The sequence below is a fragment of the Chitinophagales bacterium genome (assembly GCA_013816805.1).
In the GTDB taxonomy this organism is placed as follows: domain Bacteria; phylum Bacteroidota; class Bacteroidia; order Chitinophagales; family UBA10324; genus MGR-bin340.
Genome location: JACDDS010000005.1, coordinates 222,751 through 249,454, shown reverse-complemented (window position 1 = coordinate 249,454; position 26,704 = coordinate 222,751). Strand labels below are relative to the sequence as shown.

Sequence of the window (26,704 nt, the reverse complement as noted above, 5' to 3'; positions counted from 1 at the left end):
TGTGTTCGCTGCTAAACCAAAAGGATATCCGCTGCTCCATGAATCAAAAAAATATCTCTTAGCAAGATGATCAGCAAGCATTAGCCATCACTCCAAATGAATTTGAAACATTTTCGGGAATACCCTATATTACCTTAATATAAAAGTGGTCATATATGAAAGGTTGAAAATCCATGAAAGAGATTTTCAAAGTCCAAAGTTGTATATAGTTCCCTTATATTTTATTTATTGCCATGAAATTTGAAAACTTTTCGTCAAAAACCGTGATTTGGTTAATTAGCCACATCATTATTTCTTCTTGAAGTACAGCTTTTAGAGTTCTTGTTTCCCCTTCCGGCAAACTACCTGGTCCAAACAGAAACATTTGTATTCTTTGGAATTCGAGTACTTTATCTTCAATTTCGAAAATGTAGTCTCTTGTTGGTTTGTCAAAAAGGAATTTTGAATGTCTAACGCACATATGGAAATTATTCATATCAGCTTTTTCTAATGATGCATAGTGAAAAACATTAATTAAGACAGACCTTATATTTTCATAAATTTTCATTCGTCGCTCGAATAAATCTAACTTCACTTTATACCGCTGGACTTGATATTGTTGATATGCTATTCTCCCAGCAAATATTGCAATTGCAATAGGTGCTATTTCTTCGATAAGGCAAAAAAGCTCTTTTATAAAGTTTAGTAATGAATTTACCATTCCAGTATTATTAACCCTCTTTACAATTTCCTGTCCTTTCAGTCCCTTGCCCCCTTTCCTTCGCTGAATGGAAGTGATGTGATACCTGTCGCAATGTATTAAGAGAGATGGAAACCGGCCGTGTGTGTTCTCTATTAGTTCCAACACAGGCAACCTGAGAAAGGAAACAGGCAAGAAAACATACCTCGTACAATTACAAAATTAAGGATGATGAAATTTATTTTGTTTTAGGCTCTCCCCATTCAATATCTTGCAACATTTTAAATCCTGCCTTTTGTAATAGATGAATCTTCAGCTCAAGCGAGATTCCTTTATGTCTTTGATTTTTAACTCGTATCCAAGTCATATATTTTGCAGTGCGGTCAATTCTCGTATGCATGCCGCGGGTATGGATCATTTGAGTAAATGCTTCATCTGTAGTCATACCTCTAATTTGCTAATTACTTAAAAAAATCATCATTGTAGTATCTCTCCAAATCTGAGCGATAAAAAAAGGCTTTAAATGGTTATTTACGGAAGAGCTGAACCATATTTATTTTGCAGCTGAAAGGGGAAACCTCGGGATTTCCTTTAAAAGATTTGGTTACCTATTAGGATACCCATTGAAAATTAAACTCATTAATGTTTGACAATCAATACCTTTATAAAATAGTTCGAATCCCACTCTCTCCGCATTCACCTGCCGTATCTTTAGCGGTGCAGGTTCTTAAATTATTTTAATATGGTATGTATACCTCCTTCTGTGCAGTAATGGCGACATCTATAAAGGATGCACAGAAAATATTCATCTGCGTATTATAAGGCAAAGCAAAGGTTATGTGGACGCAACTAAATCTGCGGCAGCTAAAGAAGACTTTATTGAGACTTTACTCTTTTCAGAGTGATGTAAATATTTTTTCCGGTTATGTGCAATGTATTTTTCCCATCCTGTTCTATCATTACTGGATAGGTCTTTTTGTCTCTTATACCATATAGGAATGTAGCATGACGTTTACCATCATTGCTTTTCCACGAACCGGTACCATCAGGATTCAGTTTCCAGATTTGGTGGGCATTTAGTTTAATAATAAACCTGCCGGTATGGGCTGAATATGTTCCTGCAATTGAAGGTACTCTTTGTGCATTTGATAAATTCAGGACAAGCAGAAAAAAAGGAAGAAGGATAGTGAGTTTCATAAAATTGAGTTCTCATATATAATATAGATGCAGGCTGATATAATTGAAATTTCATATTAAAATCCTGTAAAGAGCATGAAATTATTGCCTGCGGGAAAGGTTATTGGTTTGTATTCTATGAGTGAGCAAACGGAGTAGATGAATCACTTAGGTAAACCGATGAATCACTGAGATATAAATAGCTGCTGAAGAGAGTAAACAATGCATAGACGCATGTTAATATCTTAGAGAACATTGTTAATGATCTAATCAGCTTCTGACATATTTAGAATTGGTTTTATTTTTGCCCATCTCTTCAAAAGCTCCTGAATGAAAAAAATCATATTGTTATTAGTAATAGCTACTGCCTATTATAAAGGTGCCACTGCTCAGGAAATTATTAAAGGATTAACCAACACTGCTTCATTGATTCCAAAAAGCCAGCGTGTTCCTTCCATTAAGAATAAAGACGGTTCAACGCTTGTGCTGTCTTATGCAGCAGGAACCGGAATTAAAGTAATGATTGGAAAAAACGGTAAAAACAATCTTTTCTGTGATCCATTTCAAACCGCTTCTATGGTGCAGGTGGGCGAAAAGGACGTAGATGGTGATGGCAAACAGGAGCTTTTAGTTGGGAGCCGCGATTCTGCTAAAGTAAATGTGATGCTCTATAAAAAAGCAGATTTTGAGTCAGAATATAAATACTGGACCACAGTGCATGGTGAAAATTCTGTTGAATTTCCGGGTGATGGTTCTGTAAAATTGCATGACTTTCAGGCGGACGGAACTACCTATAAATTCGGTCCTTCAGGGGATTTGCTGGAAGCAAAATAGGTTTGATCGCTCTCCCTGATTCCAAAATTTATTCATCCGTACTTATTGTTTCATACCTGTAATACCTCAAGAAAAAAATCAGCAGTGAAATTAAAAGCAACATTGAAATAATAGCTACATAGGCTTTATATAAGATTAAAAAGAACAAAATGGAGAAGGTTCCAAATACATATTTTAAAAATACTTCCGTATCACGAATGGGCCAATAAAGCAGACAGTGCAAAAACAGTAAAGTGCTGATACCGAATACGGCAAGAAGAATAAAGTTAATGGCGGAAATAATGGTTGGTATGGAAGTTATAAGGATAATAATTTCAGGAAGAAGCACAACTGTATAAACCATTGCCATAGATAAAAATCTTTTTCCACGGGATATAGGAAGATTACGGCTAAAATTTAAGCGTGTTTCTTCGAATTTCCTGAATTCAAATACCAGCATGCAGTGCGCAATAATGCCTAAAAGAAAACCTAAAAATGGAATTCGTGAATCGTTAACATTTATAAAAAAGCCATTCAGGAAAGCAATTAATACAGTTGCTGAAAAAAACTTTGTTACGATAAAAATTATCTTAAGCTCATTCAATAGATAGGTAATAAAAAAGGCAGGATAATTCTTAGGTATTTTGATCGTAAGAAACGGAAAACGAATCAGGGATTTTCCACTGTCAGGGTGTTGGATCTTATAACGGTAAAAAACTGCACTTAACCCGCAAAGCAAAAAATTATAGGCAATCACAAGTAAAACCTGCCCGAAACATTTGGTATAAATCCCCACACTAATAATAAATAATGTATAAATCAATACCGGAAGAAAAAGTAACCACTGCAGGTTTATGAGAGCAAGCAGCTGTTCTCTTTTCGAAAGACATGCTATCACATTTATAAATGAATTTTCGGGTTCTGATAAAGATTTAGTCGTAAACTGCGCACACTTTAAACCGTATAATAACCATACAATAAAAATTACCGCCATAAAAAGATTGGAATCAAGCATGGCATATATCAGGGTAAGATGATAATAAAGCACTTCCTCTCCATGCACTACGCCAAAAAGCAGTATGAACAGAAACAAAAATAATCCCGCATTTCGCTGATAAAATTGTGCAACTATTACCCGGTTAAGCACTTTTGAAACAGGGCCTACCATTATAGATGTTTTATCATTTGATTTTCTACAAGAAACCTGTTTTCAATGGTAAACCTTGACTGATCAAACTGCTGGTGAGAAGTGAGCAGGAATGAAGTCCCCTTACTCCGATGATAGTTTTCTATCAATTCATAGATAATGTTTACCGATGCATCATCAACAGTTACCAGCGGCTCATCCAGCAAAACCAGGCTAGGATGTCCGATCAATGCCAGAATTATTGACATTTTCTTTTGCATGCCACTGGAATACGTTCCTATAGGATGGCTGATGAATGAATTGACATGCAGTAATTCAATTAATTCATCAGCCTGCTGATGAGTGCCTTGTTTTGCTTTTACAAATAAATTGATGAGGTCAGTTCCGGATAGAAAAGAAGGATAAAGCGGTTCCGCCTCTGCATAATTTACAAGCCTGCGATAGGCAACCGGTTTTTTTTTAATGCTTATAGTATCGCGGATAAAAATATCTCCACTAAAGGGCAGAAGCCCGGCTATGATTTTTAAAAAAGTGGTTTTGCCAGAACCATTTATGCCTTGTAGCCAGTGAATTCCATCGCTTATAGTCAGAGATGAAACCTGCAATGCCAGATAACTGCCGTAAAATTTTTTAACATTCACTATCTGAAGCATAGATCACACTTAGCAGCTGCAAACGAAGGTGAAAAATATCTATTGCAGAATGAAAATTTCACCTCTTGTTTTCTGCAGAAACTGGTTTATATAACCTAACCGTCCCTATATCTTCACATTCAAGCAATAAATTTTTAATACTCTTTTTTAATACGGGATGCACATATGCACTGGCAATTTCATTCATTGGGATCAGGGTAAATTTACGCAGTTGAATCTTGGGATGGGGAATGATGAGTTCATTATTTTCGAATATTATTTCATCATAAAACAAAATATCGATATCCAGTTCACGGGGTGCATATTTCTGTAAATTAATCCGCCCCTCCTCTCTTTCGAATTCCTTAACGATGCCGAACAGCTCTACGGATGAAAGATTGGTTGCAATTTTTACAGCCACATTTAAGTAATCCGGTTGATTTATAACTCCCCATGGTGATGTTTCATAAATCGAAGAAGCTTTTAAAATTTTAATATTATTAAGACGCAGCTTATCCAGTCCATGATTTATATGAGACTCACGATCATCTAAATTACTGCCAAATAGAAGATAAGCCTGGTGCATATTATGACTTGGAGAAAGAAATTTATCAGGAAATTATTTTTTATTGTATCGTGAACAACGCTTACGGTTATAATTAAACTTTTTACAAAATAACCGGTCTCTGTTTAACTTTCGTCAGTATTTATAAATTGATGAAAATATACAGCAGTTTTTTCTGTCGCATCTTAAATTTTCCTAATTTTGGCAGTGAAAATTATTAAGTGTTATGGGTTACATTAAAGAACACTTTGCCGCTAAAGCACTGCCTTTAGCTGCAGAAATTAAAGAGTTTATAAAAAAAAATGAGAATACAGAGCTCGGTACATATACGGTAGGGCAGGCGTATGGGGGAATGAAAAGTATTAAAGCGCTGGTTACCGAAACATCACTGCTTGATCCCGAAGAAGGCATTCGGTTTAGAGGATACACCATTCCGGAATTGCGTTCCAGGCTTCCGCACCTTGAAAGTTGCAATGAGCCCTTGCCTGAAGGCCTGTTCTATCTCTTGCTGCTCGATGAAATCCCTACATTTAAAGATGTGCAGCATATCGCAAATGTATGGGCTAGAAGGGCTATTGTTCCGCTTCATGTTTTTAAAGCAATAGACCGACTTCCCCGCGAAACACATCCCATGACTCAGTTCAGCATAGGCATCATGGCTATGCAAACCGAGTCTACATTTGTAAAAGCGTACCGGGAAGGAATTAATAAAAAGGAATATTGGGATCCAATGTATGAAGATGTAATGACCCTGATAGCCCGTTTGCCACGTATTGCTGCATATATCTATCGCCGCTCCTATAAGAAGGGAAAACACATTGAGCCAGATCCCGAACTTGATTGGGCTGCAAATTTTGCGCATATGCTCGGTTATAATCAGCCTGATTTCTATAGTTACATGCGTTTGTTTCTTACGATACATGCTGACCATGAGGGTGGAAATGTATCGGCCCATGCCACACATCTTGTAGGATCGGCATTAAGCGATGCTTATCTTTCATTTGCTTCGGGAATGAATGGGCTGGCAGGACCCCTCCATGGCCTTGCAAACCAGGAAGTGATCCGCTGGATTTTGGATATGAAAAAACATCTTGGAAAAGCCGAGCCTTCCATCACTGATATTGAAAATTATATCCGGCAGACCCTTGCGGAAGGAAAGGTGGTTCCTGGATATGGGCATGCAGTACTGCGTAAAACGGACCCGCGGTTTATAGCAGAGATGGATTTTGCAAAGAAATATTGCCCTGAAGATGAACTCGTAAAAATTGTCTGGAAAGTTTATGAAGCCGCTCCCAAAATTCTTGGAGAAACCGGTAAAATTAAAAACCCGTGGCCAAATGTAGATGCGCACTCCGGCGCGCTATTGGTTCACTATGGACTTAAAGAATATGAATTTTATACGGTTCTATTTGGAGTTTCCCGCGCCCTGGGTGTACTTGCATCTTTGATCTGGGACCGTGCTTTGGGTTACGGCATCGAAAGGCCTAAGTCTGTTACTACGCAATGGATGAAAGAATTTGTTTCCTCCAAAATGGTTAAGGAGAACGAGACGGCTGTAGCGCCGCACTGATTATTACACTGTATTGATTACATTGTAAGCGAACTCTATTTAATCAATAAAGCGGAAATTGTTTGTTTTCTCCCCAATAGTCCAGTGGTTTCTCCGTCAGCGCTTCAGCCAGATCGAATCCTGGATGGAATATCCACTCGATGCGCAGCTTAAAATATTTAACAGTCTTTTGCAGCAAGCTGCTAATACGGAGTGGGGAAAGAAATATGATTATAGTACCATCCGGCATCCGGATGAATTCAGAAGGCGCGTTCCCGTTCAGAATTATGAATCTCTGAAACCCTATTTCAAGCGTATCATGTCAGGAGAGCAGAATCTTCTTTGGAACACACCGGTAAAATGGTTTGCAAAATCTTCCGGCACTACCAGCGATACCAGTAAGTTTATTCCCATGACTAAGGAGTCTATTGAAGATTGCCATTACAAAGGAGCGATAGACTTACTTTCCGCTTACTGTGCACTAAATCCTGACACGAAAATTTTAAGCGGCAAAGGGCTGATTGTCGGAGGCAGTCACCAGATAAATCCATTAAACAATAGCTCTTCTTACGGTGATCTTTCTGCCGTACTGCTTCAGAATATGTCTTTTTTTGCCCAGTGGTACCGCACACCTGATCTGTCTATAGCATTGATGGATGACTGGGAAAAAAAATTAGAGGCTCTGGCCCTGTCAACTATAAATGAAGATGTGACCAACCTTTCCGGGGTGCCGACATGGACTATACTTTTAATAAAACGAATATTTGAAATAACGGGAAAAAATAATCTCCTGGAAGTATGGCCTAACCTGGAATTATACATTCATGGAGGGGTAAGCTTTACCCCATACAGGCGGGAGTTTAAAACACTAATACGTTCTGAAAAAATAAATTATTATGAAACCTATAATGCTTCCGAGGGATTTTTTGGTTTTCAGTTCGGGTTAAATGATGAAGACCTGGTTTTGCATTTAAGCAATGGTATATTTTATGAGTTTATTCCCTCCGGTGAATTTTTAAGTGAGCAACCGAAAACGGTTTTGCTTCATGAGGTGAACACCAATGATAACTACGCTTTGGTTATCTCCACAAATGGAGGCTTGTGGCGCTATGTGGTGGGTGATACCATTCGCTTTACTTCTGTGCGACCTTACAGGATCAGGGTAAGTGGCAGGTTGAAACATTTTATTAATGCTTTTGGAGAAGAAGTAATCGTTGACAATACTGACCGTGCGCTGGCCGAAGCATGCCACCGGACAGGCGCCGTAGTAAAGGACTATACTGTGGCTCCCATTTACCTTACCGCTGAAAACCGTGGAGGCCATGAATGGCTGATTGAATTTTCAAATGCCCCGGAAGACCTGGGAGAATTTACGGAAATGCTCGATCAATCGTTACGTTCTTTAAATTCAGACTACGATGCAAAACGTGCTAAGGATCTAGCATTACTTGTTCCTGTAATTCATCAGATGCCACCTAACACTTTTTATAACTGGCTGAAATCGAAAAATAAATTGGGCGGCCAGAATAAAGTGCCGCGCTTAAATAACGACCGGGTATTGATAGATGAAATATTAAAAATGAATGGGCAGTCCGGTTCACAGGATTAATATCTGCATTCAAATATTTATAGAATGAGTTTTATTTAAATCATTTTTCTCAGTGTTTGTGAAAGTAACTTGCAGGTCTTCCTCCTTACTTATCCACCACTATTTTTATAGTTTTTGATGAACCACCGGATGTAAGTTTGCAGAAATAAATTCCATTGCTAAAGTCATCAGCCGATAATTCCACCGTATAGTATCCTTTTATAAAATTTCTATCTGCAATAAGTTTCAATATTTGTCCCTGCAGATCCAATAATTCTATTCGTGCCTTTCCACCTTCCGGAATATAAAAATCAATGGTTGTATTATTATTGAATGGGTTAGGAAAATTCCGGAACAATGCAAGGGTATGCGTTTGCGCAGGGTCATCAATACCCACATTCCCAAGATCGGGCATTGCTAATCTAATTGAAGTATAAAAGCGATATTCCCCGGATGCAAAAGCCAAAGGGGCATTCACATCTGTAATTGAAAGAGAATCTCCTGTAAAATATTCATACCAGGTGCCGGCCTTTTGAAAGGCCGGAGTTATAGACCCTGGGTATACATCGAAGTTGCCCAGGATGCAGACATTAAATGAGGAATCATTAAGATGAATGCTTTTCAGAAAGGAGCTTACTTGCATGGAATAATCAGCTGTTCTGAAAACAGGATACGTTTCTTTAAGATGAATTAAAGCAGCATAGAAATTATAAACCCATCTGCGGGGCCCATAGTTTAAATAATCCCACTTAATAGGCTTTGGATCGGTGCGGCAATAGTCGCTTATGGTTCCATCGGGGCAATAATTAATCGGGTAATCATAACCCAGTTCTCCAAACTGCCAGATTAATTTTGGGCCTGGAACCGGTATAAAAAAAGCAGCAGCAAGCTTCATCCGGGTTAATGCCGAATCCAAAGGGCGCACATCATAAGTAACAGTATGGTTACCATAGGTTTCCACTTTATAGGTCAGCCGCTCTTCATCGTGGCTTTCCATATAGCCAACTACATAAGCGCTGTCATACCGTCGCGATTTGTACGATATCCACGAGAAATCATTTTGCGAATAACCCATGGCAGCCTGCTGATAATTATAGGCAAGGTTGCCCCAAAGCATCATACCCTGACCTGCTAAAACTTTTTCTTCATCGTTATCGGCAAAATATTCCAGGATTACATAAAGGTTTGAATCAATGCTGCGAATGAAATTGTTATAATCTTCCCAAATATTCACACGTGACTGATCGTATTTATTCCATAAGTTTAAGTCGTCTCCTGAATAAAATTGAGTAAAGCCTTTGGCAAGATCAAAGCGCCATCCATCTATTTTGTATTCTTCGGCCCAATATTTTAAAACATCTTTAGTAAAGTTTTTTGTGTATTCGCTTTCGTGGTTGAAATCATAGCAGACGTTAAAAGGATGTTTCGCAACAGGATTATACCATGGGTTATCAGCTGAAGAGCGGTTGTTTACAGCATCCCAATACAACTGCACCATGGGAGATTGTTCGCAGGAGTGATTAAGTACAATATCCTGAATTACAGCTATACCAAGTGCATGGCATGCATCAATAAATGATTTCAGGGAATCTTTCGGTCCGTAATATTTATCAGGCGCGAAATAAAAATCGGGATTATAACCCCAGCTCACATTTCCTTCAAATTCTGAAACGGGCATGAGCTCGATTGCATTTATTCCTAATTGCTGCAGGTAAGGAAGAGAATCTTTAAGTGTGTGATAGTCGTGTGCACTTATGAAATCCCGAATGAGTAATTCATAGATCACCAGGTTAGTCTTGTCCGGGCGCTTATAAGAACTCACCTGCCATTCGTAGGCAGGCTGCCCGGTTTCCAGAACGGAAACAATACCTGTAGCCTTTCCCGTAGGATAAGGCAACAGGTTTGGATAAGTAACAGAAGAAATATAGGGATCATTATCAGGATCCAGAATTTTATCGCTGTAAGGATCCGCTATATACAAGGTTCCATCCACCAGGTACTGGTAGGTATATTCTTTTAGCGGAATCAAATGGTGTAATGTAACCCACCAGCGGCTGCTGTCAGGCGTCATCTTCATGTACATGCTGTCATCAATCAGCCAGTTACTGAAATCTCCAATAGCGTACACGTATTTTTTCTTTGGTGCAACCAAAACAAGTGTTGCAGTGGAATCATCCACATAGTTAATACCATCATCCACACCTGCGGGAAGCGGCGCCACTGTAACAGGTGGCGGAATAAAGTAGTAGAAAGAATCTGATGATTGTTGGGCGCCATCATCTGCAACAGCCTTTATCCACGTGGCTCCGTATGCATTGGCAATAAGGGTATATCCGACTGAATCACTGTTCAGAAATTGCTGGATAAGAATGTTATTTTGGTAAAAGGAGATGGTAGACAATTGTGACGAAGCAAACATGACTGGAATCGTATCTCCAAAATTTACTGAAAGAGCTGATTCATCAGGGGTTAATAGTTTTGATTCGAGTGAAATACCATCCCATACATCATAAAAAATATCTGAGCCGTTAGTATTTCTGCCTACAAGTGTTCCATCGGTATTTCTAAAAACAAATGCCATCGAATACACGATTTCTCCTGCATTTACTCCATAAAAACTTCTGATTTGAAATGTGATGGTATAGAGATCAGTTCCTATCCTGGTCATTAAAAACATAGAATCCGCTGTTCCCCACACATCTCCCACATGCTGCCATCCGGAACCCTGGCTGGTAAGTAATCCTGTGTGTGCATACACATCTCCGGTATATCCTTTTAAAGCCCCGTTTCCTTCTGCTGCATTATACGTAACGGTTAAGGTGTCATTCACGGTTGGAAAAACCGGGTATGTAATTACCACCTGTGCCCATACAATTGCAGTAACGAACAGGAATGCAATAACCGGAATAATTTTTTTCATAAGAGTGCGGATTGAACAAATAAGAAAAGCCCACGGGGTACGTGGGCTTTAAAGAATTACTTACAAGTCTATTTATTAATCAGGAATGATTTACTGCTCAACTGCCCATCTTCAGAGATACGCACAAAATATACTCCGTTAACCAAATTTTCCACAGAGAAATTAAGCATATGCCCGCCGGCAGACTGATAGCCCTGCGCGAGTTTCTTAACAATCTGTCCGGTATAGTTCTGCAGAGTGATCTCTACATTTTTACCAGATTTCATTGAGAAATTTACGGAAGCATTGTTTACGGCCGGGTTAGGATAAATATCAATTGATGAAACTGCACCTTTTACTTCATGGATGCCGGTAACGGAAAGGGTGCCGCACGTGTTGAAGCTGGCAGAATAAGTGGAGCTAACACTCGGAATAACTAAAGAACGGTTAAAGCTACCTACCCCGCTGTTAATTCCACAGGTTGAATCTATGTGAGTTTCATCGGTTCCCCACATGTTATCAGTGAGAAATTTAAACTGAAGTGTGTCGCCAATACTGCTTTCAGGAAATACTATTGACAATGACCAGGTGCCATTTCCATTATCGGTAAATCCGCCAGCCGTTGACGCAGGGTCCCAATTGTTAAGACTATCGCCTGCGGTAGTTGTGGCAGCCTCATCTGAAAAAGTTCCTGCAACGTGAACGCCATTAGTTCCGGCAGTAAGGGTATCACCTAAATTCAGGACAAATGTTACAGTAACATCTGCACTTGCCCTCATGGTAAAGAGCGTTACAATGAAGAAGGCTCCAATCGTGTAAAAAATTTTTTTCATGGGTTGATTTTTTATTGTGAATGATTTTTTTATGACCGCTAAAATTATGCAAATTTTAAACCACCAATGTTACAACGAGAAAATTATTAGTAAGCATTTAATGGTTATGATTTGTACGTAATTAACCTGACCGCGGATTTATGGATGATTAAATTTTAAACAAATTTACGTACCCTCCATATTAAAACAGGTTCCACTTTTAAAGTTACTTAATAATCTGCAAGGGTTTATTTATCTGTTTTCCCGATGCCTCAAATCCGATAAAATAAATTCCGTTTGTCAAATCAGAAACATCAAATGCAGCTTCGTGTGCGCCGGCGCTTAAAAATTCATCGGAAAGGCTGCGAATAGCTTCTCCTGTATAATTTCTTAAGACAAAATGTATCCTTTCGGCATTTACAAGAGAAAATTTTATTCTGATTTCGGCAGAAGCCGGGTTCGGAAAAACGGAAACTGTATCAGACCATTGGTCTGCATTAGAAATACCTGTTAGGGTGATTTCTGAGCCTGTACAGGAATCCCAGTCAGCCGCATAAAACAGGAATGATTCTGCGCCAAAATTTTCTGCTATAAACCGGTTATCGTCAGTGGCATCCGTACAGTCGCCGCTCAGGCTTTCCTGGTCCGTATGCACGTCACCCCAGGAACAGCTTGCCTGCTGACTGTTTATAAATTTAAATTTCAGCGGAAAGGAATCCAGTGAAATAATAAAGGTTCCTGAAAAAATATTATTACCCATATCAATAAGCTTGTAAGAACTATCGGAGGGAACCCATGAGAGCGGAGTTTGAAAATTTCCGGCAACATGAACTCCGCACGGGCTGATGGATCCTCCGGCTGCCACATAGGCCGACATGTCAACTGTAAAGGTTACCGAGGATGTTTTTTGTGCAAAGGCAGCGCCTGTCACTAAAAACAGAACAGCAAGCAAGGTGTAGGTTTTTTTCACAGTTATATTTTTAAGGTTGAATAATCCGGTTTAAAATTATATAAAAACTATAGCCATAACCTGAACCGGCTACATTTAAAAAATACATATGTATGTGAAAGAAACTACGCCTTGTCCCTTTTAATCAGACCAAATATTGATATCGGGAATTCGCTGTTTTTCCATTGAGTAAATTCCATAATAAGCAGCTGTAAGTAAGTGATCAAAATCGTATTGGCAATTTCAGGCAGATTGAAGTAAATTCGCTTCCTGTCACCTTATCAAAAAACCTGATGAAAAAATTTCACGCATTCCTTTTTTGTTGTTTCCTGGTACACGGGGCAATGGCCCAGGTGGTAGTGAGTGGTGCTTCTGGAGGTGTAAACGGCAGCTATACAAACTTAAATGCAGCAGTACAGGCTCTCGCTATTGCTGGGAATATTCAAACAGGTAACAATATTTTAATAACTATTCAGGGCATCATTACCGAAGTTATAACTGCCCCCACCCTTCAAAACCAGGGCTGGTCCACCTTGACCATTAAACCGACTGGCGGAACCGGCAGCACGGTAACAGGCAACTTTTCTGGAACACCGATTTTTGAATTGAATGGCGCAAGCAATGTTACTATCGATGGCTTGAACAGCGGTGGAAATACTTTAACCTTTGAAAATACAAATGCCTCTGCACCGGCAACTATCCGATTTAATAGTGATGCGAAGAATAATACAATAACCAATTGCACTATTAAAGGAAGTGAAAATGTTACTGCCAATAGTGGAGTTATATTTTTAGCTGATCCAAATACTACAAGCGGCTCGGGTAACGATAACATCACCATTTCAAATTGTATTATAAGGGAAAGCAGTAACGGTTTCCCCTGCTTTGGAATATTTTCATATCAAAGCTCTGCTTCTTATGTACTGGCTAATTATAATTCAAATATTTCCATCACCAACAATCAAATAATTAATTGCGTTAGCTTAACTAGCTCCAGTGGTCCGTTACGCGGTGCAGGTATTCATTGCTACACCAGAGGCAGCACGGACTGGACCATAACCGGTAACAGTATCTACTATACGGCATCAATCACTACAACTGGTAGCTCTCCTGAAAATTATGGTATCCGTATTTCAGGAAATAATGGAGGAAACTTTCAAATAACCAATAATTATATCGGGGGAACGGCAGTTAATGCCGGAGGTACGGCTTTAACCTTTACCCTAACTACTTTTGGTAATAAATTTTGCGGAATTGATCTTGCCACACTTAATTCGGGTACTGCAACCAGCGTTCAGAATAATACTATAAAAAATATATTGCTAAATACTGCCTCTGGTCAAATATCAGCTCCTTTTATTTTTTGTGGAATAGATATCCAGGGAGGATTGGTGAATGTTGGGACCGTAACAGGAAATACCATTGGTTCAAATACGATAAATGGAAGCATTACTGTGAATGTAAATACAAGTCCTGGTGGTATTGTTACGGGAATTGCCTCGCAGGGGAATTCAGGTACACTTGTTCCTGCAAACTCCACCCTATCAAATAATCAGATTTCAGGTGTCACGGTGGCAAATGTTTCAGTTGGTAACGTTTACGTAAATTTAAAAGGCATAACTATACCTGGAAGCTCAGCGACTAATACAGCAACAATTAATAACAATATTATAGGGAGCACCACATTAACTAACAGCTTATTAAATTCAACTGGTAATACTTCAGCACTTAATTCCTTAGTTGTGGGTATAGAAAGCAACTCTGCTTCAACTGTATCTGCAACAGGTAATACCATATCAAATCTAACCTATAATCAAGGGGGATCATTTTTCCAAGTAATTGGAATCAATTTTATTTCAGGAATAGCAAACAGTGTCACCAATAATATTATCAAAAATCTAACTAATGCAAATCCTAATATTCAAGTAAACAAAACTGCTTCAGTTATAGGCATTAATGATAATACCCTCTCAAGTGGTGGTGAAAATATCTCACAAAATACTATTGCAACTCTTTCGAATACGAACATCAATAATTTTGCTGTTAATGTATATGGAATTTTTTTTGCCGGCACTGGGACTGGACATATTATTGCACGGAATTTAATTTATGATTTATCTACTGCAGCTTCAAGCACCAGTTCAGTTATCGATGGTTTAAGAATTACAGGTGGTACAGAAACTATTTCAAATAACATGATTTCGGTAGGGAATACTGTTACTAAAAATCCGCTTATCAGCGGGATTGATTTGCAGGGAGGCACGCCAACCCTATATTATAATTCAGTAGTTGTAACAGGTGTAGCTACAGGCACAGCGGTTGTCACCACCTGCATACGTTTCCAGGCGAATACTTCCGGTACCATCGTTAAAGACAATATCTTTTATAACAACAGGACTTCCGCTACACCCGGAAATAACGTGGCGATGTATTTTGCCACCGCTACACAGCAGCAAACTAACACTACTTCTAATTATAATGACTTATACACCACCTCCAATGTTACTTTAGTTACTGTTGCTGCCACCAATTATGCAACCTTAACCGCGTGGCAAGCCACCGGGTCAGACCTTAATTCTGTTTCTGTAGCGCCTACTTTTACAAATATTGCCAATGATCTCCACCTAAATGATTGCACTCTTGTCGGCAGCGGAACCACAGTTTCTATTACCATAGATTACGATGGCACCACGCGCAACTCTCCTCCGACAGTAGGAGCCGATGAGCCGGGTTCTGCAGCTTCTTTCGTAGGTGCGTCTGGCGGTGACTGGAACACTGCATCAAACTGGTCATCTGCATCGGTGCCTACAACTAGCACTGCCGTAACTATAAGCAGCGGCGTAACAGTTACTATATCAAGTACAGCCTATGCTAACACGGTAACTATTAGCTCAGGCGGTACTCTTGTAATATCAGGTTCAGCAACCCTGCATATTGACGGAAACTGCTCAACCGGAATATTTTCAAACAACGGAACATTCACCACCGGTTTAGGTACCGTTTCCTTTGATGGACCGGCAAACACATTGAGAGGTAAGATTACCGGTGTAGCCACTACTTTTTATGCGATCGATCTAAATACAGGTGTTGATTTTTTAGCCACCTCTGAAACTATTATCAGTAACCTGCAGATTTTACCGGGCGGATATGTAAGCACAAATGCACCTACTTACGGAGTAGCGTCTACGCTCACCTATTCTACTTCCGGTAGCTATAATGTAGGAACAGAGTGGACGGCTGCTACCGATGGCACAGCGGGATTTGGCAGGCCAAATAACGTGACCCTGTCAAGCACTACACTCAAGATGACCACCACTGACCGCGCTATGGCAGGTGATTTAACTATTAAGGGCGCCAACATATTGGTTTTAAATGACACATCTGGAGATTTCTATATTAGAGGAAATTGGACGAATGCAGGCTCTTTTGCTCCGAATAAAAGAGCAGTATTTTTTACCGGTACTGCAGTTACAGGTCAGATCATTACCAATACCGCTTCCCTCACTACGGAGACTTTTGATTACATAGTGGATAAAAACACTTCTACAGTTGGTATTAAACTGGCCTCAGGAACAAAACTGATTGTCACTAATAATAACGGGGGTAATGGGTTACAATTTCTTGCTGCCGGCCCGTTGGATTTAAATGGAAATACCTGCACTTTTGGAAGCCTTGGTTTTGCGGGTATTTACCTTACCGGGGGAAATAGAAGCATTACTAATTCCAGTGCTACCATAAGTCCTTTTATAATTAATGATGGAAACGCAGTAAGCCGCAGTGATCAAAGTAGTTTGCTGGTCTTTGGTGATAAGGTTCGGGTAGAATTAAACGGAGGCTTCAGCTTTGGGCCCTCCCTTACTACAATTAATTACGTCCTGCGGATCAATAGCACTGGTTTGGTGAATACAGAGGGGCCTGTTTATGCAGTAGGTTCCATTCTTCAATATTATTCTGGTAACTCTTATAACCGTGGTGTGGAAATGAGTAAGACTTCCGGATCCGGTTATCCATATGATGTGCAAGTGAGCAATGGTACTACTTTGAATATGGGAAACAACACCATTTCCGGGACTAACTATGGCATCTCCCACAATCTTACGATAGACGTGGGTTGTACACTGGATATGAATAATGCGAACAAATTTCTTTTGGTATCCAACGATATAATCATCAACGGGACGCTCAAACTATCCGGTGGTATTATAAAGCTGAATGGTAACTGGACCGACCTTGGAACCTTTACGCCTGCGAACGGAACGATATATTTCACCAGCAGCACGCAAGCACAGTCTCTTGTAAAATCCGGTGGCGAAACTTTTGATAACCTGGTGGTTGATAAACCCGGGCAAACATTAACGCTAAGCAGTGTTGCATATGTAGCCCAGGCTTTAACGTTAACAAATGGTATTATAGACGCCATCGCCTATAAATTGGATATTACCAATTCTGCTTCAACGGCTATCATTGGTGCGCTTACTAATCCCTCCGACCCTGCCTATTATTCGGCACCACGTATTAATGGCACGCTTCAGCGCAGCATGGTTGTTGGAAGTACCTATGATTTCCCGGTAGGAGATAATTCAAATTATGAACTGGCGCAATTGAAGTTTAATATCGCTGCCGGCTTAACAGATTTAACGGTTAAGTGGAACAGTGCCATTCTGGGTTCTTTACCAAATTCCACTCTTTGCTCTATAAATACAACTCCAATTTTTGACATTTTGAATGCAGGGTATTGGACCATGACTCCGAACGGAGTTTTAACTAACCTTGATTATAATGTCAGCTTGTACGAAACCGGTTATAGCAATGCAGGTTTCACAGAAAGAGATAGTACCTGGGGAGTAATTAAACGCGCGAGCCTAAATGCCGACTGGCTTGGAACAGATTACGGTTCTGTTGGCACACATGATTATTCCCAATCATTAAAGTATGCTTCGGGCAGTAATAAAACCATTGTGGCGGTACGAAATTCTGTTCCTTCCTTTTCCGATTTTGGAATTGGGATAAGCTTACAAAATACACCGCTTCCGATAGAGCTTACTGCTTTTAATGCGGTGAATGTGAATGACAATGCATTGCTAACGTGGAACACTGAATCAGAATATAACAGTGATTATTTTTCAGTGGAGCGAAGCCTTGATGGAAAAAATTTTAATGAGATCGGTAAAGTTAAAGCTGCAGGATATTCCATTCAGCCATTGGATTATTCACTCATAGATTACAGCATTGATAAGTTAGGCGCCGGTACTATTTATTATCGCCTCCGCCTGGTGGACCAGGATGAATCTTTTAAGTATTCTCCGGTAAGAGTGGTTCATGCCGACCAGGTAATTACCACTGATGTCTCGGTAATGCCGAATCCTTTCAGCGACCAGTTAACAGTACAGATCCTTACAGCATATGACCACATGGCATCCCTTCAAATGACCAATGTTTCAGGAACCATATTACTCGAAAGGAAGGTTGATTTGAAACAGGGTATTAATCAGGTTAATTTGAATCACCTCGAAAATTTACAGGCGGGGATGTATTTTATCGAACTTATTTCGGGGAATGATTTTTATGTTAAGAAAGCGGTGAAAGAGGAGTAAACTAGCTTTATCTAAGCTTATTCCCCGTAGCTTCACTCCGGTAAGCCTATACTATAAAGAGAGGAAGCTGCGGAGATCACGACTTTTCTCTCATGTTGCATGATGTTTCATCCCTCTCCCCGCAGCTTCACTCCGACTAGGTTTATAGCGTTAGCCGAGGAAGCTGCGGAGATCACGACTTTTCTCTCATGTTGCATGATGTTTCATCCCTCTTTCTCTCCCCGCAGCTTCACTCCGGTAAGCCTATACTATAAAGAGAGGAAGCTGCGGGGTAATTAATTAGATTTAGGATTTGTAACATGTCCACTCGAACAAATCATTATGAAACAAACTCAGTATTCTTCATAACATTTACCTGTCTTAACTGGCTGCCACTTTTTGAAAATACAAATCTTTACGATTTCATTTATTCCTGGTTTAACCGTCTTATAAAAGCCGGCAATAAAATTTGCGGTTATGTCATCATGCCGAATCATCTCCACTTTCTTATATATATTCCTGCAAATTCACCTTTGTTAAATACTGTGATTAAAGAGGGAAAGCGCTTTATGGCATATGAAATTATCAAGAGGCTAGAAAAAGAAAAAAGGAATAATCTTTTGTCAGCGTTACAAAAAGGAGTGAGTGAAATAGAACGGCTGAAAGGAAAACACCATAAAGTTTTTGAGACGTCTTCAGATATTAAACGATGTTATTCTAACGATATAATTCTACAGAAATTATATTATATGCATCACAATCCTGTATCTAAAAAATGGCAGCTCGCAGATGATTTTGTGAACTATATTCATTCTTCCGCAGGATATTATGAACTGAATAGCAGACCACTGATTTTGTTAACTCACTACCAGGATGTGGTATAATATTAAGATTGATTGATGCACGCAGCTTCCTCCGCTTGCGCATATCCTCCATGGAGTGAAGCTGCGCGGAAACTTATTTAAAGATTGATGGGAATCCAGCAGCTTATTGTGTTTGCGTGCATACTATGGAAAGTGAAGCTAGGGGAAATAGATAGCAAACCGCTGATTTTGTTAACTCACTATCAGGATGTGGTATAAGTTAAGATTGACTGATAAACGCAGCTTCCTCCGCTTGCGCATATCCTCCATGGAGTGAAGCTGCGCGGAAACTTATTAAAAGATTGATGGGAATCCAGCAGCTTATTTTGTTTGAGTGCATACTATAGAAAGCTGCGGGAGAATTAGCTAATTACCTTTTCTAAATTGAAACGGATTTGATAACCTAGCTGGCTTAACAATTGTTCGCAATCTTCCCAGAGTAATCCAAAATTTTGGACGTCAGCAACACCTAGCCGTGCAATTACTTCGCTTATAATATCCGCGTCACTTTCTTTCACCTCTTCTTCAATCATAGCATCTTCAGCCCAGGTAACCAGCTGTTCAACCGGGATTGAATGATTGAGGTAGTCATAAATTTTTTGACTTACCATTTCTTTAGTGATCATTGTTATTAAGTTTTTGATGTCCTTTATCTATAGGATACTTTTCATGTAACCGGATTAACTTTCCTGATTCATCATAAATTTCCTGATAGAATTTTACAGCCGTTTCATTCGCATCAACAATTTTAATATATACTGCAAACCACTCATTCCGACCATATACTCTACGTGATATATTCTCGAACCATCCTTTAAGTCATTCCATTGTTTATACTTTCTTTCATTCCTATCTCGCTTATCCTGGGATGGCAATTCCATTAAAAATGTAAAATTATTATTTCAAAGATAGTATCTCCAGTAGTTTCCTTTACTACTACTTTTCGCCATTTATTTTTTCCGCTCCGGATAATCAAAGGCAAGATGACAAAAGGCTTTTACCCCTACGTCGAGGCGGCTGTCGTCGATGTAAAAAGCAGCCGTATGATGACCGGGCGCATCTTTTGGATCTGCACCTTTTGGCATACCACCAACAAAGAAAAAGAAAGAAGGTGCCTTAGTGCTGTAATAAGAAAAATCCTCAGCCTCTGTAGTCCAGTCGGCAGTAACAACGTGGTCTTTTCCAATAGCCTTTTCGAGGCTGGGTTCCATCATTTTAACCAGATGCTGGTCATTGTAAGTCACCAAAGTTTTAGTAGTGATAGTTACTTCAGCTAAAGCACCCGAGGCTTCTGCAATTTTAGTTGCAGTTTGAATGATCTTTCTATGCACTTGCTGCTGCATTGCGGTATCGAGCGTGCGAATGGTGCCGTCCATCGTTACCGTTTCAGGAATAATATTATTACGAACGCCTCCTTCTATTTTTCCTATTGTAATTACCACAGGAGCCTTTGCAATATTTTCCTGCCTGCTTACAATCGTTTGCAACCCCTCTATGATCTGCGATGCAACCACTATGGGATCAATGCCATTCCAGGGTTGTGATCCATGCGCACCCTTACCGGTTACTTTTATGGTAAACCAGTCACTTGACGCCATGAATGCACCGCTGCGGTAGTTGATAGTTCCGATCTCGATATTAGATTTAATGTGTAAACCAAATACTGCCTCAACTTTTGGGTTATCGAGCGCCCCTTCTTTAACCATTAATGCTGCACCGCCTTCTTCGTTACCAGGCGCACCTTCTTCAGCAGGCTGAAAAAGAAAAACGATGGTTCCCTGCACGTCCTTCTTCATATCAGATAATACGGTTGCAGTACCCATAAGCATCGCAAGGTGTGAATCATGGCCGCATGCATGCATTACACCTACCTGGGCACCGTTGAATTCCGAAGTAACATGCGATGCAAAGGTTACATTAGTACGCTCTGTAAGCGGCAAAGCATCCATGTCAGCTCGTAAAGCGATAACCGGTCCTGGCTTTCCGCCCTTTAAAATTGCGACAACTCCTGTTTTTGCAATACCCATTCTCACTTCCAATCCTAAAGTTTTCAAATAGGCGGCCACATAAGCGGAAGTTTGAAATTCACGGTTGGATAATTCAGGGTGTTCATGAAAATAGCGTCTCCATTCAATCACCTTTGGCAAAACATTTTCTGATTTTTGGTTAATGGCGGCATCAATCGATTGAGCACCTGTATAGGTAGCATTCAGAAGAAATATTAAAACAACAAGAGCCAGGATTTTTTGCATGAGAGTTTATTTAGATAAAAAGCTAAGCTATTATCAGTCTGAAAATATCAGATCAGCCTTTTCCATCGCCATTAAAAACCAGGGAGTAAAATGCTGTGGGGTTTCGTTTATTCTTTTTTGCAATACAGGAACAGACACCCATTCAATTGACTCCACTTCTTCTTTATTAAAAGCGACCCTACCATTATAAGTTCCGGTTAACAGGTAGTCAAATTCATTTTCAATTAGTCCGCTTTTCTCATCAGTGAAAGAATAGGTTATATGTTCCTTTATTTGAAGTGAAGCAGCAATTCCCAGTTCCTCGTTTAATCGTCTTATGGCTGCATGTAAAATTTTTTCACCTGGTCCTGGATGGCTGCAGCAGGCATTCGTCCAAAGACCTGCAAAGTGATATTTGCTATACGCCCTTCTTTGCAACAGTATTTCCTTATTGTGATTGAAGATAAAGATGCTGAAGGCACGGTGAAGTAATCCTTTTTGATGGGCCGTTAACTTTTCCTCAATGCCGGTCTTTTTTCCGGTTGCATCAACCAATATTACATATTCAGGTTTTTCCGTCATGCTTAATAAATCAGATCAAAAAGAAAATTGATCAACCACTGCGCTACTTCTTTTTTGATAATACTTCTGAGGCATCTACCTGGTAAATATCGCCCAGACTGTTACCGGCACTTTGTATTATTTTCTCAAACTGAACCATGTTTTCCTGTTGTGGCATCGCAACGCTTATATTACTGCGATTGCTGCCAAAGAAAAAGTATTTTCCATCCCTGGTAATTTTACCGCCCCATTCTATTGCATCGGAATTTACAGGAGCAGCAATTTTTTCTGCTTTGCTCCATACCCCGTTAACATAATAGCTTATGTAAAAATCTGCATTAGCCAAACCGTTGGGTCGTGTAGCCATAAAGATCAGATAACTTTCATCCGGTGCAATAAAAGGCTCGTATTCATTATCGGGTGTATTGATTGAATCACCTAAGTTTTCGGGATATAAATAAGCATTATTAACAAACTTGGAGACATAGATGTCCGCCATTCCTTTTCCGTTTTTTTTTCCTGAGCCAAAATAAAGGTTGCCATTATCTGCCAAGGTGGGAAAATATTCGCTCTGCGCGCTGTTGATAGTGCTATCAAGATGAGAAGGATTGTTCCATCCTGAAGAATTACGGCTTACTTTCCATATATCCCAATCAGGCCTTACTGTATCCTTTGGGCTAACAGGGCGATTGGAAGCAAAATACATCGTGTTCCCATCTTTCGTTATGAATGGATCCACATCTACATAGTGGCCGGAAAAAGGAGCAATTTCGGGAGTTGACCATTTTCCATTGCGGTAATAAGAGAAGCAGATGGCAAACAGAGATGCATCTGGTAAGCCCTTTAAAAAATAAAGGGTATCACCTGAGGGAGAAAAGGCCGGGTGTGTTTCATAATCACCTGTTGAAATGATGCCTTCTGCAAATATTTTTGGCTTTCTGACAGGTTCTTTAACAGAATAGGAAAACAATTGCTGCGCATCACTATTTAAACAGGCAAAAATGAAAAACATTAAGAATTCTAATAAGCTTTTTAGCCTTCCACAGTTATTCATAAAGCTCTAAGAATTAATGAAACTGGAATATGTTTTAAGAAAATTTTTTCAACTCATTCCATATCAATGAAGCTGCGCCAAGAATGGCGGCATCACTTTCCTGTAAAGAAGAGGGCAGTATCTTAGTTTTCCCCGCATAAATTTTTAACAGATTCTTTTCAAAACTTTCGATGGTCGGTTTAAAAATAAAATCGCCGGCACGGGTCAATCCTCCGAACAGAAAGATGGCTTCAGGACTAAAATAGGTGACGGCATTTGCAATAGCAAGCCCTAAAATATGACCTGTATAATGAAAGGCAGCTAAGGCTTCCTTGTCGTTTTCCTGGGCACGTTTAAAAATATATTGTGAATCTATTTTATCAGGTTCAACAGGTGCCTGCATTCCCTTTTCAGCCAAAAATTTCATGTATGATATTCGGATGCCACTTGCAGAAGCATATTGTTCCAGGCAACCATATCGGCCGCAGCCACATAACCTGTTGCTGCCTTCTTTTACAATGGTATGTCCCATTTCGCCGGCAAATCCATCATGGCCATAAACCATTGAGCCATTGCAAACAATACCACTTCCCAGACCTGTGCCAAGGGTAATAAAAATAAAATGCTTCATGTTCCGTGCACCGCCAAATACCATTTCACCAAGCGCTGCAGCTTTTGCATCATTGGTAAGAACAACCGGCAGGTTTATTTCATCCATAAAGTATTTGGCCAGCGGAATCATGCCTTTCCACGGCAGGTTTGGTGCAAGCTCTACCATACCCGTATAATAATTGCCATTCGGAGATCCAATACCAATGCCGTGAATACCATTATTGATCTTAGCGGCTGCATTGCGGATAAGCTTACATAGTTCCGCTGCAAATTCTTGGGGTTCCTGGTATTCCGCAGTATGAATGCTGCCATTCATGAGGATTTTTCCATATTCATTTACGAGCCCGTATTTTGTATTGGTCCCGCCAATGTCAATGCCTGCCACAATCCGATCATTCATATGTTTTTGTTAAGTGGTGAAAATAACAAAAATAAAGTTCGACGGTTTTCCTGTTTTACAAGAAGGAAAGCATCACGCATAGTAAATCTTCTACTGATAAAATTTAATTCACTTCTTTACCTGACGCTGATTATAGCAAGTGTTCTGAGTTTTTTCTTTTCATATACTAATATAGGCTATTGATACTCCATATATTTTGTTCTATAGATAATTATTGAATACCAGCAGGCTCTCCGCATACTTTTAAATCATGATAACTACTTGAATTAAATATAGATTTCAAGAAATATGAACATACGGTTCTGTTATCTGAACTGTACATAAACAAACATTATGAAACGCTATTCTTATTATTTCTTTCTTGTAATCACATGCTGCATTTATCCCGGCTTTACAAGTATAAAAGCTCAGCAAAAATTTCCGACACCGGTAAACCTTCAATTATCTGACGTCAAAAGCTGTTCATTAACATTAACATGGAGTGCTCAGGAAAAGGTTATTTCATACACCGTACGGTATAAGCCGGATGGGGGGCTTCAATCGGCACCCCTAAATATTGGATTGAATACAAGTTATACTTATTCGGGGTTAGAGGCTAATAAAACATATACCTTAAAAGTAGCTGCGGTTTACACCAATGGTAAAAGCGACTATGCCACTCTTAGTGGTATAACCGCAACATCCTCATTACCTGAAAACCCTTCAGCAAAAAATATAAGTCCTACAAATGTGCAGATTACCTGGGAAGGTTGCCCTTCGGAAAATTTCCAGGTCAGGTACAGAAATATTATTTCATCAAAGTGGATATCCATATTTACCGGCAGCCAAATGCATTTGACATTAGAAGCCTTACAGACTAATGCTGACTATGTCTACCAAATATGTTCCGGTACAGAAACTAAGGGAAATTGGACAAGGAAAGACACTTTCAGACTTGCCGACAGGCCTAATGTTTTAGTGTTGTTAATGGATGATGCCCGGATCAATACTTATAGTTGCCAAAATGGACCCTCGTTCTTATATACTCCTGCTATTGACCGCATCTGCCATGAAGGAGCACAATTTGAAAATAACTTTGTAGCCTGCTCGCTGTGTGTTCCAGGCAGAGCTTCCTTACTTACAGGTCTCTATCCTCATCATCACGGTGCCATAGATCTGGAGGGTCAGATTAATGCAGGTCTTCCTACTCTACCTGTGATTTTGAATGATGCAGGTTACTATACAGCTATGGTTGGAAAATATCACATGTCAATGGATCCTGTGCCAGGATGGGATTACTGGCTGGCCACTACTGCAGCTGGAACCTATTTTGATAAAAAATATAACCTGAACGGACAAACCATCCAAATTGGTACCCCCAATGATGGTGACCATAGTACGAATGTGATAACAGACACAGCCGTAGCCATAATCAATCGTGCCGCTGGAAATATCTTCTTATGGGTTGCTTACAATGCACCGCACGACCCTCTGCAGCCTCCTGTAGAATATAGTAATTCCTTTAAGACAAATGCAATGCCTATAGCCGGAAACCTCGACAGGTACAACAAGAATTATCCATCATTTCTTTATAATGAACCCAATGCTTTTTACCTAAAGCAGGATTCGGTAGACGCCACCACACGCCACTATTATCAATGCATATTGGGAATAGACAGCAGTATTAAGAGGATTACGGAAACACTCGAAAAAAAGGGTATCCTGGATAATACCATTATTATATTAACAAGTGACAATGGACGACTGATCGGGGAGCATGGATTGAATGAGAAAATTTTCCCTTATGAAGAATCCATCCGGGTACCCATCTGGATTCGGTATCCACGATGGTTTTCAGATTCTACCGTTATTGATCAGTTCTCAATGAATATTGATGTAGCTCCAACCATATTGGAAGCTGCTGGTATTGATGATACATTTCATTTCGATGGTACCTCCTTAAGAAAACTTGCAAATGGCGAGTCTTTCAGAAACAATATGATGTACGAGTATTTGTATTCTACATCAGACTATCCGGGCATGCCGTGGATGAGAGGCATTCGTGATAGCCAATATAAATATGTAAAGTATGGCTGCAATAATACAGCTGAAGAGTTTTTTGATATTCAAAATGATCCGTTAGAGCTTACCAACCTGATTAATGAAAATGATAAACAATCGCTCATTCAAAATTACCGAGATCAGCTTTCACAGCTTCGCTCACAATGCGGTGACACCCATACAGAAACCTTAATATCCTGTGAACTTTCAAACACTCAGATTTCCAGGCTTATGAATGAGCCCATTTCAGAAGGGGAAGACGTAATGGTAACGCCAAATCCAGCAATTACAAACGTTACTATAAGTGGTAGTTTTAACGACATTGAAGAAAATACTGCGCAACTGCAAATAATGAATGTATCCGGACGGTTGGTTTATTCGTCCCAAATCCCTTGCCATGGTGGAAAATTCAATCTCGACTTTGATTGTAGAAACCTGAATGCAACAGGACAATATTTTATAAGAGTACAAGGTAATTCCGGAGTTCTAAGCCAACCCTTTGATGTCATTAAGTAGCTGAAATATATTTATTCAGGATCATTCTTATAAAAAAAAGTAAAAGGATTTATCATGTAAATTCCT

General features: G+C 39.6%; 20 protein-coding genes. 6 read left to right on the top strand and 14 right to left on the bottom strand.

The window, feature by feature from the left end; genetic code table 11:
* Positions 1–214 precede the first annotated feature (214 nt).
* From H0W62_06180 to H0W62_06170, 3 genes are all read right to left on the bottom strand, one after another.
* Positions 215–700 carry a hypothetical protein gene (locus H0W62_06180; GenBank protein MBA3648126.1) on the bottom strand — a complete coding sequence of 162 codons (486 nt, stop codon included), beginning with the start codon at positions 698–700 and terminating at the stop codon, positions 215–217.
* A 217-nt stretch (positions 701–917) separates the two neighbouring features.
* Entirely contained in the window at positions 918–1,124 is a 207-nt protein-coding gene (locus H0W62_06175; GenBank protein ID MBA3648125.1) for a hypothetical protein, read from the bottom strand.
* A 431-nt stretch (positions 1,125–1,555) separates the two neighbouring features.
* Positions 1,556–1,876 carry a hypothetical protein gene (locus H0W62_06170; GenBank protein MBA3648124.1) on the bottom strand — a complete coding sequence of 107 codons (321 nt, stop codon included), beginning with the start codon at positions 1,874–1,876 and terminating at the stop codon, positions 1,556–1,558.
* A 309-nt stretch (positions 1,877–2,185) separates the two neighbouring features.
* On the opposite strand from H0W62_06170, the gene H0W62_06165 reads away from it, so the two are divergent.
* On the top strand, positions 2,186–2,689 hold the full coding sequence (locus tag H0W62_06165) for a hypothetical protein (protein MBA3648123.1): 504 nt from the start codon (positions 2,186–2,188) through the stop codon (positions 2,687–2,689).
* Positions 2,690–2,717: 28 nt separating this feature from the next.
* Here H0W62_06165 and H0W62_06160 read toward each other — a convergent pair whose 3' ends face one another.
* Genes H0W62_06160 through folK form a run of 3 tightly spaced genes read right to left on the bottom strand, consistent with a single transcriptional unit; the run spans position 2,718 to position 5,033 of the window.
* On the bottom strand, positions 2,718–3,836 hold the full coding sequence (locus tag H0W62_06160; GenBank protein MBA3648122.1) for a hypothetical protein: 1,119 nt from the start codon (positions 3,834–3,836) through the stop codon (positions 2,718–2,720).
* On the bottom strand, positions 3,836–4,468 hold the full coding sequence (locus tag H0W62_06155) for an ABC transporter ATP-binding protein (GenBank protein MBA3648121.1): 633 nt from the start codon (positions 4,466–4,468) through the stop codon (positions 3,836–3,838). Before H0W62_06155 ends, H0W62_06160 begins: the two co-directional genes overlap by 1 nt.
* 58 nt (positions 4,469–4,526) lie before the next feature.
* Entirely contained in the window at positions 4,527–5,033 is a 507-nt protein-coding gene (gene folK, locus H0W62_06150; protein MBA3648120.1) for a 2-amino-4-hydroxy-6-hydroxymethyldihydropteridine diphosphokinase, read from the bottom strand.
* A gap of 205 nt (positions 5,034–5,238) precedes the next feature.
* Here folK and H0W62_06145 point away from each other — a divergent pair, with 205 nt between their 5' ends.
* On the top strand, positions 5,239–6,582 hold the full coding sequence (locus tag H0W62_06145; protein MBA3648119.1) for a citrate (Si)-synthase: 1,344 nt from the start codon (positions 5,239–5,241) through the stop codon (positions 6,580–6,582).
* A gap of 124 nt (positions 6,583–6,706) precedes the next feature.
* Positions 6,707–8,170, top strand: coding sequence for a GH3 auxin-responsive promoter family protein (locus H0W62_06140; protein ID MBA3648118.1), 1,464 nt, complete (start codon positions 6,707–6,709; stop codon positions 8,168–8,170).
* Between the two features lie 85 nt (positions 8,171–8,255).
* On the opposite strand, the gene H0W62_06135 is transcribed toward H0W62_06140, so the two are convergent.
* From H0W62_06135 to H0W62_06125, 3 genes are all read right to left on the bottom strand, one after another.
* A complete protein-coding gene (locus tag H0W62_06135; GenBank protein MBA3648117.1) occupies positions 8,256–11,069 on the bottom strand; it encodes a T9SS type A sorting domain-containing protein in 2,814 nt (937 codons plus the stop codon).
* A gap of 68 nt (positions 11,070–11,137) precedes the next feature.
* Positions 11,138–11,881 (bottom strand): T9SS type A sorting domain-containing protein, encoded by a 744-nt coding sequence (locus H0W62_06130; GenBank protein MBA3648116.1) that lies wholly within the window; start codon positions 11,879–11,881, stop codon positions 11,138–11,140.
* 205 nt (positions 11,882–12,086) lie between these two features.
* The gene (locus tag H0W62_06125) at positions 12,087–12,830 is read right to left on the bottom strand and encodes a T9SS type A sorting domain-containing protein (protein ID MBA3648115.1); all 744 of its coding nucleotides are present in this window, start codon (positions 12,828–12,830) and stop codon (positions 12,087–12,089) included.
* A gap of 272 nt (positions 12,831–13,102) precedes the next feature.
* Between H0W62_06125 and H0W62_06120 the strand changes: the two genes are divergently transcribed.
* Both H0W62_06120 and H0W62_06115 read left to right on the top strand, forming a co-directional pair.
* Positions 13,103–18,403, top strand: coding sequence for a T9SS type A sorting domain-containing protein (locus H0W62_06120; GenBank protein MBA3648114.1), 5,301 nt, complete (start codon positions 13,103–13,105; stop codon positions 18,401–18,403).
* A gap of 299 nt (positions 18,404–18,702) precedes the next feature.
* Entirely contained in the window at positions 18,703–19,266 is a 564-nt protein-coding gene (locus tag H0W62_06115) for a hypothetical protein (GenBank protein MBA3648113.1), read from the top strand.
* Between the two features lie 341 nt (positions 19,267–19,607).
* Here the strand turns inward: H0W62_06115 and H0W62_06110 are convergent, their stop codons facing one another.
* The 5 genes from H0W62_06110 to H0W62_06090 form a co-directional block, all read right to left on the bottom strand.
* A complete protein-coding gene (locus H0W62_06110) occupies positions 19,608–19,871 on the bottom strand; it encodes a hypothetical protein (protein ID MBA3648112.1) in 264 nt (87 codons plus the stop codon).
* A 324-nt stretch (positions 19,872–20,195) separates the two neighbouring features.
* Complete coding sequence (locus H0W62_06105) at positions 20,196–21,497, bottom strand: amidohydrolase (GenBank protein ID MBA3648111.1); 1,302 nt, start codon at positions 21,495–21,497, stop codon at positions 20,196–20,198.
* Positions 21,498–21,530: 33 nt separating this feature from the next.
* The gene (idi, locus tag H0W62_06100) at positions 21,531–22,058 is read right to left on the bottom strand and encodes an isopentenyl-diphosphate Delta-isomerase (protein ID MBA3648110.1); all 528 of its coding nucleotides are present in this window, start codon (positions 22,056–22,058) and stop codon (positions 21,531–21,533) included.
* Between the two features lie 43 nt (positions 22,059–22,101).
* Complete coding sequence (locus tag H0W62_06095; GenBank protein MBA3648109.1) at positions 22,102–23,049, bottom strand: PD40 domain-containing protein; 948 nt, start codon at positions 23,047–23,049, stop codon at positions 22,102–22,104.
* Positions 23,050–23,125: 76 nt separating this feature from the next.
* On the bottom strand, positions 23,126–24,082 hold the full coding sequence (locus H0W62_06090; protein ID MBA3648108.1) for an ROK family protein: 957 nt from the start codon (positions 24,080–24,082) through the stop codon (positions 23,126–23,128).
* A gap of 333 nt (positions 24,083–24,415) precedes the next feature.
* Here H0W62_06090 and H0W62_06085 point away from each other — a divergent pair, with 333 nt between their 5' ends.
* Complete coding sequence (locus H0W62_06085) at positions 24,416–26,638, top strand: sulfatase-like hydrolase/transferase (protein ID MBA3648107.1); 2,223 nt, start codon at positions 24,416–24,418, stop codon at positions 26,636–26,638.
* Positions 26,639–26,704 lie beyond the last annotated feature (66 nt).